Source organism: Blastococcus sp. MG754426, assembly GCF_021699055.1.
Classification (GTDB): Bacteria; Actinomycetota; Actinomycetes; order Mycobacteriales; family Geodermatophilaceae; genus Blastococcus.
Genome location: NZ_SSXC01000006.1, coordinates 1 through 15514 on the forward strand (window position 1 = coordinate 1; position 15514 = coordinate 15514).

A 15514-nucleotide genomic window follows, 5' to 3' on the forward strand; every position below is an offset into this window, starting at 1 on the left:
CCCGGACCCGGTGCCGCCCGCGCGCCCGGTCGGCCGGGTGGCCCGGCGGCGGGGGCGGGCCACGACCGCGGTCGGCTCCGGCGAGCTGAACTGGGCGCCGAACCGAGGTCCGGCCGGCTCGGGTTCGGGCTCCTCGGCCGGGGCCTCGACCTCGGCTGCCGTCGGCTCGTCGTCCTCCTCGGCGGCGTCCTCGTCCGGCGCGCCCTCCGGGGAGGTCGCCGGGACGCCGGTGGTCTCGGCCTCCGCGGGCTGCGGTGTGCCCGGCGGGACCGCGGCGTCCGTCGCTTCGTCGGTGTCGGTGGTCGGGTGGTCGGTGTCAGCCACGAGGGCTCTCGCCTCCTGTGCTGCTCCCGGGCGCCGATCGGTGAGGACTGGCGGCCGCGCAGGAGCACGGGTTGGGCGGGGCGGGCCGCCGCGGGGGTGTGGCGGACGTGCTCGCCCTGCGAAGTCTGTGGGCGGCTCCCGCGCGACGGTTGCCGCGGCAGGGAGCCGGTGTGCGGTGGTGCCCGTTCCCCGGTGACGCCGGGGGCGGTGGTGCGGGTCCTGCGGTGGTCTCAGGCGTCCGGGCCGGGTGGCCCGGGGCGGGCGCGTCACGTCTGGCAGCCGTGCCGCTCGACGGCGGGCGGCCTCCGGGCGTCCGCCGGTCAGACCGTCGCGTGCTCCCCCTGGCAGCGGGTGCGCGCCGCACGGTCAGGACCGAGCGGATCGGCCACGGTCCCGGTGTCGTCGAGCCGGCCCTGCGCCTCACGCACGGCCCGGGGGGGCAACGGCGGGCGCAGGTCGGCGACGGCAGCCAGGGCGGCCAACACGTCATCGGGTCGTACAGCGGGCGTCACCTGCCGGACGACCATGTGCAGTATGGCACAACCTGCCTCCTCCGCCGCTGACGCGCTGGCGACGGCGGGGCGGGCGTCGACGTCCTTCAGGCCGTTCTTGGTGCGCTTCGCGACGGTGACGACGTCGGCGGCCAGGAACTTCTCGACCGCCGGGGCGAGCTCCTCCAGGCGCACGCCGGGCAGCTCCACCCGCCAGACCGAGGTGTCGATCCGATCGGCGAGCGAGCCGGTCCCCTGCGCGGCCTCGACGCACTCCAGGACGGCGATGTCCTCGGGCAGCGCGGCGTCCAGCGCGGCCCGGACCGCCTCGGGGTCGCGGCGTTCGGCGAGCCCGATCTCCACGTACTCCGCCTCGCTGGCCGAGCCGGTGGGCGCCGCACCGAGGTAGGAGATCTTGGGGTGCGGGCTGAACCCGGCGGAGAACGCCATGGGCACCCGCGCCCGGCGCAGCGCCCGCTCCAGGGCGCGGGCCAGGTCGCGGTGCGAGGCGAACCGCAACCGGCCGCGCTTGGCGTAGCGGATGCGCAGCTTCTGCACGGTCGGGGGCGGCGGCGGCCCCTCGGGCTGGCGGGCCATCAGACGACGGTGAGCGGGAGCAGGCTGCGCCCGGTGGGCCCGATCTGGATCTCGGTGCCCATCGTCGGGCAGACCCCGCAGTCGTAGCAGGGGGTCCACCGGCAGTCCGCGACCTCCTCCTCCGAGAGCGCCTCCTGCCAGTCCTCCCAGAGCCACTCCTTGTCCAGCCCGGAGTCCAGGTGGTCCCAGGGCAGGATCTCGTGCTCGGTGCGCTCGCGGGTGGTGTACCAGTCGAGGTCGACACCGAACGCCGCGAGCTCCTCGGCCGCGGCCTGCGTCCAGCGCTCGAAGGAGAAGTGCTCGCTCCAGCCGTCGAACTTCCCGCCCTCGCGCCACACCCGCTCGATGACGCGGCCGACCCGGCGGTCACCGCGGGAGAGCAGGCCCTCGATCACGCCGGGCTTGCCGTCGTGGTAGCGCAGCCCGATGGAGCGGCCGATGCGGCGGTCGGCGTTGATCGCCTGGCGCAGCACCCGCAGCCGGTGGTCGATGGTCTCCGCGCTCGCCTGGGCCGCCCACTGGAAGGGGGTGTGCGGCTTGGGCACGAAGCCGCCGATGGAGACGGTGCAGCGGATGTCCTTGCGGCCGCTGGCCTCCCGGCCGGCGCGGATGACCTCGACCGCCAGCTCGGCGATCTCCAGGACGTCCTCGTCGGTCTCGGTCGGCAGACCGCACATGAAGTAGAGCTTCACCTGCGTCCAGCCGTTGGCGTACGCCGTCGTCACCGTGCGGACGAGGTCCTCCTTGGACACCGTCTTGTTGATGACCCGGCGGATCCGCTCGCTGCCGCCCTCCGGGGCGAAGGTCAGCCCGCTGCGGCGGCCGTTGCGGGAGAGCTCGTTGGCCAGGGTGACGTTGAAGGCGTCGACCCGGGTGCTGGGCAGGCTGAGACTGGTGTTGGTGCCCTCGTAGCGGTCGGCGAGCTGCTTGGCGACCTGGCCGATCTCCGAGTGGTCGGCGCTGGAGAGGCTGAGCAGCCCGACCTCCTCGTAGCCGGTCGCCTGCAGCCCCTGCTCCACCATCGAGCCGATGCCGGTGATCGTCCGCTCGCGCACCGGGCGGGTGATCATCCCGGCCTGGCAGAAGCGGCAGCCGCGGGTGCAGCCGCGGAAGATCTCCACGCTCATCCGCTCGTGCACGCTCTCGGCCAGCGGCACCAGCGGCTGCTTCGGGTAGGGCCACTCGTCGAGGTCCATGACGGTGCGCTTGCCGACCTTGACCGGCACGTCGGCACGGGTGCGGGTGACGGCGGCGATGGTGCCGTCCGGCCCGTAGGAGAAGGCGTAGAAGCGCGGCACGTAGACGCCGTCGACCCGCGAGAGCCGGGCGAGCAGCTCCTCACGGCCACCGGGGCGGCCCTGCCCCTTCCACGCCTTCACGACGTCGGTGATGTCGCCGACGGCCTGCTCGCCGTCACCGAGGACGGCGCAGTCGACGAAGTCGGCGAACGGCTCGGGGTTGAAGGCGGCGTGCCCGCCGGCGACGACGACCGGGTGGGTCTCGTCGCGGTCCACCGCGTGCAGCGGGATCCCGGCGAGGTCGAGCGCCTCGAGCAGGTTGGTGTAGCCGAGCTCGGTGGCGAAGCTGACGCCGAGCAGGTCGAAGTCGCGCACCGAGCGGTGGCCGTCGACGGTGAACTGCGGGACGCCGTGCTCGCGCATGAGGGCGGCGAGGTCGGGCCAGACGGCGTAGGTGCGCTCGGCGAGGGCGTCGGGGCGCTCGTTGAGCACCTCGTACAGGATCATCAGGCCCTGGTTCGGCAGCCCCACCTCGTAGGCGTCGGGGTACATGAGCGCCCAGTGCACGTCCGCGGACTCCCACGGCTTGGTCTGGGCGTTGAGCTCGCCGCCGACGTACTGGATCGGCTTCTGGATCCGGGCCAGCAGCGGCTCGAGGCGGGGGTAGAGGGTCTCACCAGTCATGACCCGTCCAGGGTAGCCGCCCCCGCCCGCCGCCCATGGTGATCAGGTCACCTGATCGAACTGGGTCCTGGCTCAGCTCCGACCGTGAGCCAGGACCACATCAGGTGAGCCAGGACGGCGAACGCTTCCCCGCGCCGTCGCATTAATGCTACGGTTCGTAGTATGGGACGACAGCCCAGATCCGAGGCGGACAAGGTGCACGACCGCATCGCGGTGCTCCGCGCCGACCGCGGCGTGAGCCGGAAGGAGCTGGCGGACGCCGTCGGTGTGCACCCGCAGACGATCGGCTACGTCGAACGCGGCGAGTACAGCCCGTCACTGGCCCTGGCCCTGCGCATCGCCCGCTTCTTCGACCTGCCCGTCGAGGCGGTCTTCTCGCTCGACCCGCTGCCCTCGCTCAGCGAGGAGCTCCTCAGGAGGACGTCATGAGCACCCACCCGCAGCAGACCTACCTCGCCCGCACCTTCGACGACAGCCGCTACGACCGGGCGCGCAGCCGCCGGACCCGGCGCCGGGCCGTGCTCGCCGAAGCGGCGCTCCTCGCCGCACTGGTGACCGCGACGCTGGTGTGCGCCGCATCGCCCCAGGGCTGGTCGACGTGGTACTTCGTCGTCTGGACGGCGGGCATGCTCGGGTTCATCCCGCTGCACTCGCTGCTCAACCTGGGCATCCGCGGGGTGTTCGACCGCAGCAGCCGCTCGCTGGACGAGCACCAGCAGGAACTGCGGGAGCGCTCCTACGTGGCGGTGGCGTGGCCGGCGTGGGGGCTGCACTTCACCGCGTTCGCCGGTGCGGTCGCCCTCGTCGCGCTGACCGACGAGGTCGCGCTCGGGCTGTGCCTCGGCTTCCTGCTCTGGATGACCGCCGGGCTGCTGGCCTACTGGCACCTGGCGTGGACCGCCCCCGACGAGCCGACCGACGCCGACCTCTGATGCCCTGGGCAGAGGAAGCTGTACCTGCGTTCTCGGGCCCCGATCCGCCCGTATAGCTTCCTCTGCCCCCGCGATCAGGAGAGGTCGGGGAAGAAGAGCGCCACCTCGCGCGCGGCGGACTCGGGCGAGTCGGAGCCGTGCACGATGTTGTTCTGCACCTCGAGGGCGAAGTCGCCGCGGATGGTGCCGGGGCCCGCCTTCACCGGGTCGGTCGCGCCGGCGAGGGCGCGAAAGGCCTCGATGGCCCGCGGCCCCTCGACGACCAGCGCCATGAGCGGGCCGCCGGTGATGAACTCCACGAGGCCGGCGAAGAAGGGCCGCTCGCGGTGCTCGGCGTAGTGGGTCTCGGCGGTCTCCCGGTCCAGGGTGCGCAGCTCGGCGGCGACCAGGCGCAGCCCCTTGCGCTCGAGCCGCGTGATCACCTCGCCGACCAGGCCGCGGGAGACGCCGTCGGGCTTGACGAGGACGAGGGTGCGTTCGGTCACGGGGCGGCAGCCTACGGGGTCGGCGTGGCGTCCCCGCCGCCCTCGGTGGGGTCCGGCTCGGCGACGGCGCCGAACGCGGTGCCGAGCAGCTCCTTCCGGACCTGCAGCAGGTAGGCCCAGATGAGCAGGAACGCCCCGGCGACGAACCACATGACGCCGTTGATCAGCCCGGTCGCCAGCAGGGGGACCTGCAGCGCCGTGCCGATCAGCAGCCCGCGCTCACGGCGCTGGATCCCGCTGGCGAGGATGAGGACAAGGGCCAGGACGAGGAGCGCGGCGAGCAGCCCGCCGCTCAGGCCGTCCTCGGTCTGGGCGATGCCGCGCGGCACGAAGAGCACGGCGATCCCCTCGAGCACCAGCACCGCGGCGGCGGCCCCGCGCAGGGCCTTGGCGGCGCGTACCGGGTCGGCTGCCGTCACCGGGAACCCCGCGCCATCAGCGTGCGGGCCTCACCGGCGGTGATCACGCTGCCGGTGACCAGCACGCCGGAGCCGCCGAGGGCGTCGTCCGGACCGGCCTCGGCCAGCTCGACCGCCTCGGTGAGCGCCTCGGGGAGCACCGGCTGGACGCTCACCCGGTCGGCGCCGAAGACGTCGACGGCCAGCGCGCCGAGCTCGTCGGCCGGCATCGCGCGGGGCGAGCCGTTCTGGGTGACGACGAGCTCCGCGCAGATCTCCTCGAGCGCGGCGAGCATCCCGGTGACGTCCTTGCCGTGCACGCAGCCGACCACACCGACGAGCCGGGTGAAGTCGAAGGACTCCCGGATCGCCTCGACCGTCGCCCGCATGCCGGCCGGGTTGTGCGCCGCGTCGACCAGCACCGTGGGGCTGGTGCGCACCCGCTCCAGCCGGCCGGGCGAGCGCACGGCGGCGAAGGCGGCGCGGACGGTCTCCTGCTCGATCGGTCCGGTCGTCGCACCCGCGCCCAGGAACGCCTCCACCGCGGCCAGCGCCGTCGCCGCGTTCTGCGCCTGGTGGGCGCCGAACAGCGGCAGGAAGACCTCCTCGTACTCGCCGCCGAGGCCCTGCAGGCGGACCTGCTGCCCGCCGACGGCGACCTTCCGCTCCAGCACGCCGAACTCGGTGCCCTCGCGGGCGACCACCGCCTCGACCTCCACGGCGCGGCGGACGAGGGCGTCGAGCGCACCCGGCTGCTGGCGGGCGAGGACGGCGATCGAGCCGGGGGCGATGATGCCCGCCTTCTCCCCCGCGATCGTCGCGACGTCGGGGCCCAGGTACTCGGCGTGGTCGAGGTCCACCGGGGTGACGACGGCGACCCGCGCGTCGGCCACGTTCGTGGCGTCCCAGGTGCCACCCATGCCCACCTCGATGACGGCGACGTCGACCGGCGCGTCCGCGAACAGGGCGTAGGCCATGCCGACCATGACCTCGAAGAAGCTCATCGGGGTCTCCCCCGCGGCGTCGACCATCTGCACGTAGGGCGCGATGTCCTGGTAGGTCTCCACGAAGCGCTCGGCGCTCACCGGCTCGCCGTCGAGCACGATGCGCTCGCGGATCGACTCCAGGTGCGGGCTGGTGAACCGGCCCACGCGCAGGCCGAAGCCGCGCAGCAGCTCGTCGACCATCCGGGCCGTCGTCGTCTTGCCGTTGGTGCCCGCCACCTGGACGACCGGCATCGCGCGGTGCGGGGAGCCGAGCAGGTCGACCAGCGCCGAGATGCGGGTCAGCGACGGCTCGAGCCGGTTCTCCGGCCAGCGGGCCAGCAGCTCTCTCTCGACCCGGGCCATGTCACCGGTGCTGCTGCTCACCCGGTCAAGGATGCCAGCCGTTCACCAGGCCCCGGCGCGCCGCGGGGGTGCGCCGCCCACCACGCCGCCACCGGCGTGCATCCAGTCCCTCGGCGGCGCCGTCTCGACCACCCGCTTGCCCAGCGGGAACAGCCCGACGGCGGCCAGCTTGAACGAGGCGATGCCGAAGGGGATCCCGATGATCGTGAGGCAGAACCCGATGCCCGCGACCACGTGCAGCACCGCGAGCCACCAGCCGGCGACGAGGAACCACAGCAGGTTGCCGACCGCCGAGGCCACGCCGGCGCCCGGTGCGCGCACCGTCGTCCGCCCGAACGGCCAGACGACGAAGCCGGCCAGCCGGAACGACGCGATGCCGAACGGGATGGTGACGACCAGCAGGCAGGCGATGACCCCGGCCAGCAGGTAGGCCAGCGCCAGGATCCAGCCCTGCAGCACGAGCCAGACCAGGTTGAGCAGCAGGCGCAGCGTGTCCACGTCTGTCCCACGCGCGACACCGGGCGGGAGTTCCCCGGCGGGGCGGAGGCCCGTTGCCCGCCCTTCCTAGGATGAGCGGCATGGTTCCCGACATCGCGACCCCGGACACGACTGCCCCGGCTGCGACCGTCGGCGTACCCGACAAGCCGACCGTCGACGGGCTCGAGGAGAAGTGGATCGGCCGCTGGGCGGCCGAGGACACCTACGCCTTCGACCGCGAGGCCGCGCTGGCTGCGCCGCGCGAGCAGATCTGGTCGATCGACACGCCCCCGCCGACCGCCAGCGGCTCGCTGCACGTGGGGCACGTCTTCAGCTACACCCACACCGACATCGTCGCCCGCTACCAGCGGATGCGCGGCAAGCACGTCTACTACCCGATGGGCTGGGACGACAACGGCCTGCCCACCGAGCGGCGGGTGCAGAACTACTACGGCGTCCGGTGCGACCCGTCGCTGCCCTACGACCCGTCCTTCCAGCCCCCGGCCAAGCCGGGCAAGGACCAGCAGCCGGTCTCGCGCCGCAACTTCGTCGAGCTCTGCATGCAGCTGACCGAGGAGGACGAGGCGGAGTTCGAGAAGCTGTGGCGCCGCGTGGGCCTGTCGGTGGACTGGACCAACGTCTACCGGACGATCTCGGAGTCCTCCCGGGCCACCGCGCAGCGGATGTTCCTGCGCAACCTCGCCCGCGGTGAGGCCTACGCGCAGGAGGCGCCGACCCTCTGGGACGTCACCTTCCGCACCGCCGTCGCCCAGGCCGAGCTCGAGGACCGGGAGCGCCCCGGCGCCTACCACCGGATCGCCTTCCGCTCCCCCGCCGGCCCCGTCTTCATCGAGACCACCCGGCCCGAGCTGATCCCCGCCTGCGTCGCCCTGGTCGCGCACCCCGACGACGAGCGCTACCAGCCGCTCTTCGGGACGACGGTGCGCACGCCGCTGTTCGACGTCGAGGTGCCGGTGGTCGCCCACCGCCTCGCCGAGCCGGACAAGGGCTCGGGCATCGCGATGATCTGCACCTTCGGCGACCTCAACGACGTCACGTGGTGGCGCGAGCTGCAGCTGCCGACCCGGGCGATCGTGGGCTGGGACGGCCGGCTGCTGCCCGAGCCGCCGCCGGGCGTGGCGGCCGCCCCCTACGCCGAGCTGGCCGGCAAGACGGTGTTCAGCGCGCAGCAGCGGATCGTGGAGATGCTGCGCGAGTCCGGCGACCTCGAGGGCGAGCCGAAGCCGATCACCCACCCGGTGAAGTTCTTCGAGAAGGGCGAGCGCCCGCTGGAGATCGTCACCACCCGCCAGTGGTACATCCGCAACGGCGGCCGCGACGCCGACCTGCGCGACGCCCTGGTGGCCCGCGGCCGGGAGATCCAGTGGGTGCCCGAGCACATGCGGCACCGCTACGACAACTGGGTGGAGGGGCTGAACGGCGACTGGCTGATCAGCCGCCAGCGCTTCTTCGGCGTCCCCTTCCCGGTCTGGTACCGCCTCGACGAGGCCGGCGAGCCGGACTACGAGAACCCGGTCCTGGCCGACGAGGCGTCCCTGCCGGTCGACCCGTCCTCCGACGTGCCGCCGGGCTTCTCCGAGGAGCAGCGCGGCGTGCCCGGCGGGTTCATGGCCGACCCCGACGTCATGGACACCTGGGCCACGTCGTCCCTGTCCCCGCAGGTGGCCTCGGGCTGGGACACCGACCCGGAGCTGTTCGCCAAGGTCTTCCCGATGGACCAGCGCCCGCAGGCGCACGACATCATCCGCACCTGGCTGTTCTCCACGGTCGTCCGGGCGCACTTCGAGCACGGCACGGTGCCGTGGACGCACGCCACCATCTCCGGCTTCGTCGTCGACCCCGACCGCAAGAAGATGTCGAAGTCCAAGGGCAACGCGACGACGCCGATCGACGTCCTGGAGCGGTACGGCACCGACGCCGTCCGCTGGCGGGCCGCCGGTGCGCGGCCGGGCGCGGACTCGCCGTTCGACGAGGCGCAGATGAAGGTCGGCCGACGCCTGGCGATGAAGATCCTCAACGTCGGCAAGTTCGTCCTGGGCCTGGGTGCGTCGGCCTCGCTGACCGCCGAGCAGGTGACCCAGCCGATCGACCGCGCGCTGCTCACCGGGCTGGCCACCGTGGTGCAGGAGGCGACGGCGGCGCTGGAGTCCTACAACTACACGCGGGCGCTCGAGGTCACCGAGGCGTTCTTCTGGTCGTTCTGCGACGACTACGTGGAGCTGGTGAAGTCGCGCGCCTACGGCTCGGGCGAGGCCGCGACCTCCGCGCAGGCGGCGCTGGCCATCGCGCTCGACGTCCAGCTGCGGCTGTTCGCGCCGGTGCTGCCGTTCGCCACCGAGGAGGTCTGGTCCTGGTGGCAGACCGGCTCGGTGCACCGCGCGGCGTGGCCGGCCGCCGCCGAGCTGCCGGCCGACGGCGACCCGGCGGTCGTCACGGTGACGGCGGCGGCGCTGGCGGCGGTGCGGAAGGCGAAGTCCGACGCCAAGCAGTCGATGCGGGCCGAGGTGGAGACGGCGACGGTCACGGTGGCGCCCGACCAGCTGCCGCTGGTCGAGGCCGCGCGGTCCGACCTCGTCGACGCCGGGCGCATCCGCTCGCTGACCGTCCGCCCCGGCGAGGGCGAGCTCGCCGTCGACGTCGTCCTCGCCGAGGCCGCCGAGAGCTGACCCCGGTTCGACCGTGCCGCCCCGGGCGCCGACGTCTCAGCCTGCGTCGGCGGCCCAGGCCGGCGCGGGTCCCGTGCCGAGCCGCCAGCGCGCCGCCTCCTCCGACGGGCTGTACGGGCCGAGCGCCAGGCGCAGCGCCCGCAGCTGGGCGCGGGTGACGGCGAGCTGCGCCGCGCCGCCACGGCCCCGGCCGGGCACACCGGCGCACCCGGCGATCGACGGCGACACCACGTAGGCCGCAGCGCCGGACAACCCGCGGTAGACCACCCGCTCGGGGACGCTGAGGCCCGGTGGCGCGGCGAGGAACTCGCGCAGGTGCCCGGGAACGGGCCGCAGCCGCGGGCGGTAGGCGGCGAGGGCCTCGGCCAGCTCGGCCCTCGTCAACGGCAGGTCGGTGGCCCCCAGCTCCGCCGCGGCGCGGGCCCACTCCCCCACGTAGACGTCGGGCCAACCGCGGCCGAAGCGCGGGGTCAGGTCGCTGCCGACCGCCTGCTGGGCGGCGAGGAAGGCGTCGGTGAAGGCCAGGTGCACCCAGCGCAGCAGCGCCGGGTCGGACGCCGAGTAGGCCGTGCCACCCACCCGGCCGCGGACGCGGGCGTGCATGGCCCGGACCCGGGCCGCCTCCCGCTCGGCCAGCTCGGTCGAGCCGAAGGTGCTGACGACCAGCCAGCGGGCGGTGCCGGCCAGCCGCTTCCACGGGTCCTCGCGGTAGGCCGAGTGCCGCTGCACCCCGGCCAGCGCGAGCGGGTGGGCGCCCTGCCCCAGCAGCGCCGCGACCCCGCCGACCAGCGTGGCGAGGTCGCCGTGCACGCGCCAGACGACGCCGTCGGGCTCGAACCAGCCGGGGCCGGTGCCGACGCGGGCGATGTCGCGGACCCAGTCCGGGGCGCCGGTCGGATCACCGGAGACGCGGGACCGGAACGCCTCCCGCGCCTGCTGGGGCAGGGAGGTCAGGGCGCGCACGCCCCGAATGTGCCACGCAGCGGGTGCACCGGGACGCTCAGCGGGTGAGCTCGACCAGCTTGCGCACCGTGTTCCAGTTGCGGGTGGTCCCGGCGGCACCGAGCAGCCGGTCCCACGAACGGCCCGCGGTGCTGCTGCGCTGGAAGCCCTCGGGCAGCCACGCGTAGAGCTCGCGCCCGCGCACCACGTGCTCCCCGTTCTCGGCCGCCGGCAGCGCCGCCACCCGCTCGGGGTCCAGGGGCTCGGCGTAGAAGGTGACTGCGTAGCGCGCGGCGTCGGTGGCGACGTGGCCCAGCGGGTCGGCGGCCAGCACGGCGGCGAGCTCGTCGGCCGTGCGGACGACGACGGGGACGTCCAGCGCGAAGTGGTCGGCGATCGCGGCGGACAGGTCGGCGGCGAGCTCCGCCTCCGGCAGCGGGCTCTCGAGCAGGACGTTGCCGCTGGCCAGGTGGGTGCGGACGGCGCCGTACCCGCGGGCGGTGAGCACCTCGCGCAGCCGCGGCATCGGGACCCGGCGGGTGGCGCCCAGGTTGACCGCCCGCAGCAGGGCCACGTACCGCGTCACGTCCCGGACGCTAGCGCTGATCTGCACCCGGCATGCGGGAGGCGTTGTCCCTGATCACGACATCCGGCCCTTCCGAGTGTCGTGATCAGGGACAACGCCTGCGGGGCCGTCCACAGGTCTGCCTCTGGCGCCCCGTTGCGGGACGGCTGACGGCCACTCTGTGGCCGTGCACGATGTCCTCCAACTGCTCGGTCCCGCTCGCGTGGCGTCGACCGCGACGCTGTCGCGTCTCGTCGCACCGCGCACCGTCGGGCGCTGGCTCGCTACCGGCCGCATCGTGCACCTGCACCCCGGCTGGGTCACGGTCCCGGAACTCGTCGACGACTGGACCGTCCGCGCCTACGCAGCCGCGTCCTACTGCGGAGGGCCCCTCAGCCACTGGAGCGCACTGGCCGTCCACGGGCTCGGCGACGAGTACACCCGGTTGCACGTCACCGTGCCGGCGGGAGCGAGGGTGCGGTCGTCACCGCGGCTCCGTGTCCACCGCAGCCGGTTGCCGTTCGGGCTGACCACCGCGCGAGGGCTGGTGACGACGCCGGTCAGCCGGGCGCTGGTGGACAGCTGGGGCGACGCGCACTCCGCGACGGCGGTACGGGCCTCCCCCGGCCTGGCCCGCGCAGCGGTGCTGCGCGCGGTGCAGCGGCGGCGCGTCCAGCCGGCCGAGGTGGCGGACGAGCTCGACCGCCGCCCCAACCTCCCCGGGAAGGCGGAACTGCACGAGCTGCTGGGCCTCGTCGCGGGTGGGAGCCACAGCGAGCTGGAGATCTTCGGCCTCCGGCACATCCTCACCGTCCCCGGGCTGCCGGAGTGCAGACGCCAGTACCGGGTGGACCTGCGCGACGGGCCCGTCTTCCTCGACGCGGCATGGCCGGACGTGCTCCTGGCGGTCGAACTCGACGGCGCCGCCTTCCACGGCTCCCCGGCGGCACGGGAACGAGACCTGCGCCGGGACGCCGCCCTCGCCGTCCTCGGCTGGCAGACCTTGCGCTTCAGCTACCGACGGGCCACCTCGGACCCGGCCGGTTGCCGCGCCCAGATCGCGGAGATCTACTGCCGCCGCTTGGGCGATGTCCCTCAGGCGGACATGAGATGACCGCGAACGTCGCGTGCAGGGTCATCGCTCCCCGGCAGGCTCGTCCGGTGAACGCCAGAGGCCCAGAACCGGGCGGGTCCTGGGCCTCTGGGCTGCCGTGGTCAGCTGTGGCTCACGCCGACTTCTCGCGGGGGGCTCGGGTCGGCTTGCGCGGCACGATGGTCGGGTTCACGTGCTCCAGCACGACCTCCTTGGTGATCACCACGGAGGCGACGTCGTCCCGGCTCGGGACGTCGTACATCACCGACTGGAGCACCTCCTCCATGATCGCCCGGAGCCCGCGGGCGCCGGTGCCGCGGAGGATCGCCTGGTCCGCGACCGCCTCGAGCGCGTCGTCGGTGAACTCCAGCTCCACGCCGTCGAGCTCGAACAGCTTCCGGTACTGGCGCACCAGGGCGTTCTTCGGCTCGGTCAGGATGTTGATCAGGGCCTGGCGGTCGAGCTTGCGCACGCTGGTGATCACCGGGAGCCGGCCGATGAACTCGGGGATCATGCCGAACTTCAGCAGGTCCTCGGGCATGACCTCGGCGAAGGCGTTGGCGTCCTCGATCTCCTGCTTGCCGCGGACCTCGCCGGCGAAGCCGATCCCCTGCTTGCCGGCGCGGGCCTCGATGACCTGCTCCAGGCCGGCGAACGCGCCACCCACGATGAACAGCACGTTGGTGGTGTCGATCTGGATGAACTCCTGGTGCGGGTGCTTGCGCCCACCCTGCGGCGGCACCGACGCCGTCGTCCCCTCGAGGATCTTCAGCAGCGCCTGCTGCACGCCCTCGCCGGAGACGTCGCGCGTGATCGACGGGTTCTCGCTCTTGCGGGCGATCTTGTCGACCTCGTCGATGTAGATGATGCCGGTCTCGGCCCGCTTGACGTCGTAGTCGGCGGCCTGGATCAGCTTGAGCAGGATGTTCTCGACGTCCTCACCGACGTAGCCGGCCTCGGTCAGCGCCGTGGCATCGGCGATGGCGAACGGGACGTTGAGCATCCGCGCCAGCGTCTGGGCGAGGTGGGTCTTGCCGCAGCCGGTGGGGCCGATCAGCAGGATGTTGGACTTCGCCAGCTCGACGGCGTCCTCGCGGGAGGCGCGGTCACCGCCGGCCTGGATCCGCTTGTAGTGGTTGTAGACGGCGACCGAGAGCGTCCGCTTGGCCTTGTCCTGGCCGATGACGTACTGGTCGAGGAAGTCGTGGATCTCCTTGGGCTTGGGCAGCTCGTCGAACTTCAGGTCCGACGACTCCGAGAGCTCTTCCTCGATGATCTCGTTGCAGAGGTCGATGCACTCGTCGCAGATGTAGACCCCGGGGCCAGCGATGAGCTTCTTGACCTGCTTCTGGCTCTTGCCGCAGAACGAGCACTTGAGCAGGTCACCGCTCTCACCGATTCGTGCCACCTGCTGACCTCCACCTCGACAGTCGCCGGTCCTGGTGTCAGGTACCCGCGGGTTGGACCCTGCTTGCTTGTCTTCTGCCCCTGCTCGACCCCGCTGGCAGGCTGCCCCGCGAGGCTCTCCTCCCGGCGGTGCGGGCCGGGGATCGGGCGTTCGCCGAACCTACCCGCCGCCTCCGGCCGGTCCGGGCAATGACTCACCCGGATGACCCGAGGCCGTCCCTCTTCTGTCCCGTCGTGCCCTCGGACCCCCGACGGTACGGGCCGAACACGCGCCTCGCGCGCCCCCGGCCCGTACCGGATCAGGCAGTCGGGAGGGCGTTCAGCTTCCGGCTCTGGATCACCTGGTCGACGATCCCGTACTCCTTGGCCTCCGGAGCGGTGAGGATCTTGTCGCGGTCGATGTCGGCGCGGACCTGGTCGGCGGTCCGGCCGGTGTGCCGCGCCAGGATCTCCTCCATCTGCGTGCGCACCCGCTGGATCTCGGCGGCGTGGATCTCCAGGTCGGAGACCTGACCGCCGGCCTCTCCGGAGGGCTGGTGGATCAGCACGCGGGAGTACGGCAGCGCCAGCCGCTTGCCCGGCGTCCCGGCGGCGAGCAGGACGGCCGCGGCCGAGGCGGCCTGACCCATGCAGACGGTCTGGATGTCGGGCCGGACGAACATCATCGTGTCGTAGATGGCCATCAGCGAGGTGAAGGAGCCACCGGGCGAGTTGATGTAGATGGTGATGTCGCGGTCCGGGTCGGCCGACTCGAGGGTGATGAGCTGCGCCATCACGTCGTTCGCCGACGCGTCGTCGATCTGCACCCCGAGGAAGATGATGCGCTCCTCGAAGAGCTTGTTGTACGGGTTGGACTCCTTCATGCCGTAGCTCGTGCGCTCCACGAAGGAAGGCAGGATGTACCGGCTGGAGGGCATCTGGAAGCTCATGTGTCTGTGTCCTCGGGCGCTCAGTTGTCGGAGACCGGGTTGGCGCTGTCGGTCATCGCGGCACGGCTGACGACGTGGTCGACGAAGCCGTACTCGAGCGCCTCCTGCGCGGTGAACCAGCGGTCGCGGTCGGCGTCCTTCTCGATCTGCTCGACGCTCTGACCGGTGTGGAATGACTGCAGCTCGTTGAGCTCCCGCTTGGTGCGGCGGAACAGGTCGGCCTGGATCGCGATGTCGGCCGCGGTGCCGCCGACGCCGGCCGAGGGCTGGTGCATCATGATCCGCGCGTGGGGCAGGGCGTAGCGCTTGCCCTTGGTGCCGGCGGTGAGCAGGAACTGGCCCATCGAGGCGGCCAGGCCCATGCCGTAGGTGGCGACGTCGCAGTCGATGAACTGCATCGTGTCGTAGATGGCCATGCCGGCGCTGACCGAGCCGCCGGGCGAGTTGATGTAGAGGTGGATGTCCCGCTTCGGGTCCTCCGCGGACAGCAGGAGCATCTGGGCGGCCAGCTGGTTGGCGATGACGTCGTCGACCTGGGTGCCCAGGAAGATGATGCGCTCGCGCAGCAGGCGCTCGTAGACCGAGTCGCCGAGGTTCATCCCCCCGCCGTTGGCGCGCAGCAGCGGCGCGCTGGCCAGGTTCGGGTCGGTGGTGCTCACGGGTGCGGTGACCTCCGTAGGACGCGTGTCGTGGCAGTCGGTCTCGGTGTGGTGCGGGGCCCGGAACGGCCTGCCGGGAGAGGTATCCCCCGGCGATCGCCTGAGTCCTGTCGACCCTAACGCGCACCTGCGACGGGACAGTCCCCGTGGCGGCGGTGTTCGCCGTCGGCGCAGCGACGACCCCGGAACGGCGACGACGCCGCCCCGCCCGGATGGGCAGGACGGCGTCGCCGCGGAGGGCGGTCCCGTCCAGAGGC

The 15514-nt window shown here is 72.9% G+C and carries 15 protein-coding genes and 1 pseudogene; 4 read left to right on the plus strand and 12 right to left on the minus strand.

From position 1 onward, the window contains the following. The 3 genes and pseudogenes from E9549_RS04430 to E9549_RS04440 all read right to left on the minus strand — a co-directional run. A pseudogene (locus E9549_RS04430) lies at nt 1-324 on the minus strand (hypothetical protein); the annotation flags it as partial. A 320-nt stretch (nt 325-644) separates the two neighbouring features. Further along, nucleotides 645-1412 (minus strand): TIGR03936 family radical SAM-associated protein, encoded by a 768-nt coding sequence (locus E9549_RS04435; protein WP_236825374.1) that lies wholly within the window; start codon nt 1410-1412, stop codon nt 645-647. After that, nucleotides 1412-3334: a TIGR03960 family B12-binding radical SAM protein gene (locus tag E9549_RS04440; protein ID WP_236825375.1), complete on the minus strand. Its 1923-nt coding sequence runs from the start codon at nt 3332-3334 to the stop codon at nt 1412-1414. The genes E9549_RS04435 and E9549_RS04440 overlap by 1 nt, the downstream gene beginning before the upstream one ends. 162 nt (nt 3335-3496) lie before the next feature. On the opposite strand from E9549_RS04440, the gene E9549_RS04445 reads away from it, so the two are divergent. Both E9549_RS04445 and E9549_RS04450 read left to right on the plus strand, forming a co-directional pair. Then, nucleotides 3497-3763, plus strand: a complete 267-nt coding sequence (locus tag E9549_RS04445; RefSeq protein WP_236825376.1) for a helix-turn-helix transcriptional regulator — start codon at nt 3497-3499, stop codon at nt 3761-3763. Continuing rightward, nucleotides 3760-4266, plus strand: coding sequence for a hypothetical protein (locus E9549_RS04450; RefSeq protein WP_236825377.1), 507 nt, complete (start codon nt 3760-3762; stop codon nt 4264-4266). Before E9549_RS04445 ends, E9549_RS04450 begins: the two co-directional genes overlap by 4 nt. 74 nt (nt 4267-4340) lie before the next feature. Here E9549_RS04450 and ndk read toward each other — a convergent pair whose 3' ends face one another. Genes ndk through E9549_RS04470 form a run of 4 tightly spaced genes read right to left on the minus strand, consistent with a single transcriptional unit; the run spans nt 4341 to nt 6996 of the window. Further along, a complete protein-coding gene (gene ndk / locus E9549_RS04455; RefSeq protein ID WP_236825378.1) occupies nt 4341-4751 on the minus strand; it encodes a nucleoside-diphosphate kinase in 411 nt (136 codons plus the stop codon). 11 nt (nt 4752-4762) lie between these two features. After that, complete coding sequence (locus E9549_RS04460) at nt 4763-5170, minus strand: DUF4233 domain-containing protein (RefSeq protein WP_236825379.1); 408 nt, start codon at nt 5168-5170, stop codon at nt 4763-4765. Further along, entirely contained in the window at nt 5167-6519 is a 1353-nt protein-coding gene (locus E9549_RS04465) for a folylpolyglutamate synthase/dihydrofolate synthase family protein (protein WP_236825380.1), read from the minus strand. Before E9549_RS04465 ends, E9549_RS04460 begins: the two co-directional genes overlap by 4 nt. A gap of 21 nt (nt 6520-6540) precedes the next feature. Beyond that, complete coding sequence (locus E9549_RS04470; RefSeq protein WP_236825381.1) at nt 6541-6996, minus strand: YccF domain-containing protein; 456 nt, start codon at nt 6994-6996, stop codon at nt 6541-6543. A gap of 80 nt (nt 6997-7076) precedes the next feature. On the opposite strand from E9549_RS04470, the gene valS reads away from it, so the two are divergent. Next, on the plus strand, nt 7077-9662 hold the full coding sequence (valS, locus tag E9549_RS04475) for a valine--tRNA ligase (protein ID WP_236825382.1): 2586 nt from the start codon (nt 7077-7079) through the stop codon (nt 9660-9662). A 36-nt stretch (nt 9663-9698) separates the two neighbouring features. Here the strand turns inward: valS and E9549_RS04480 are convergent, their stop codons facing one another. Both E9549_RS04480 and E9549_RS04485 read right to left on the minus strand, forming a co-directional pair. Further along, nucleotides 9699-10625 (minus strand): oxygenase MpaB family protein, encoded by a 927-nt coding sequence (locus tag E9549_RS04480; protein ID WP_236825383.1) that lies wholly within the window; start codon nt 10623-10625, stop codon nt 9699-9701. 37 nt (nt 10626-10662) lie between these two features. Beyond that, complete coding sequence (locus E9549_RS04485) at nt 10663-11190, minus strand: DUF1697 domain-containing protein (RefSeq protein ID WP_236825384.1); 528 nt, start codon at nt 11188-11190, stop codon at nt 10663-10665. A gap of 166 nt (nt 11191-11356) precedes the next feature. Here E9549_RS04485 and E9549_RS24010 point away from each other — a divergent pair, with 166 nt between their 5' ends. Continuing rightward, nucleotides 11357-12283, plus strand: a complete 927-nt coding sequence (locus E9549_RS24010; RefSeq protein WP_236825385.1) for a DUF559 domain-containing protein — start codon at nt 11357-11359, stop codon at nt 12281-12283. A gap of 112 nt (nt 12284-12395) precedes the next feature. On the opposite strand, the gene clpX is transcribed toward E9549_RS24010, so the two are convergent. The 3 genes from clpX to E9549_RS04505 all read right to left on the minus strand — a co-directional run bounded on the left by clpX (nt 12396) and on the right by E9549_RS04505 (nt 15257). Then, complete coding sequence (gene clpX, locus E9549_RS04495; protein WP_236825386.1) at nt 12396-13670, minus strand: ATP-dependent Clp protease ATP-binding subunit ClpX; 1275 nt, start codon at nt 13668-13670, stop codon at nt 12396-12398. Nucleotides 13671-13968: 298 nt separating this feature from the next. Beyond that, entirely contained in the window at nt 13969-14598 is a 630-nt protein-coding gene (locus tag E9549_RS04500; RefSeq protein WP_236825387.1) for an ATP-dependent Clp protease proteolytic subunit, read from the minus strand. 20 nt (nt 14599-14618) lie between these two features. Further along, entirely contained in the window at nt 14619-15257 is a 639-nt protein-coding gene (locus E9549_RS04505; protein ID WP_374201379.1) for an ATP-dependent Clp protease proteolytic subunit, read from the minus strand. Nucleotides 15258-15514 lie beyond the last annotated feature (257 nt).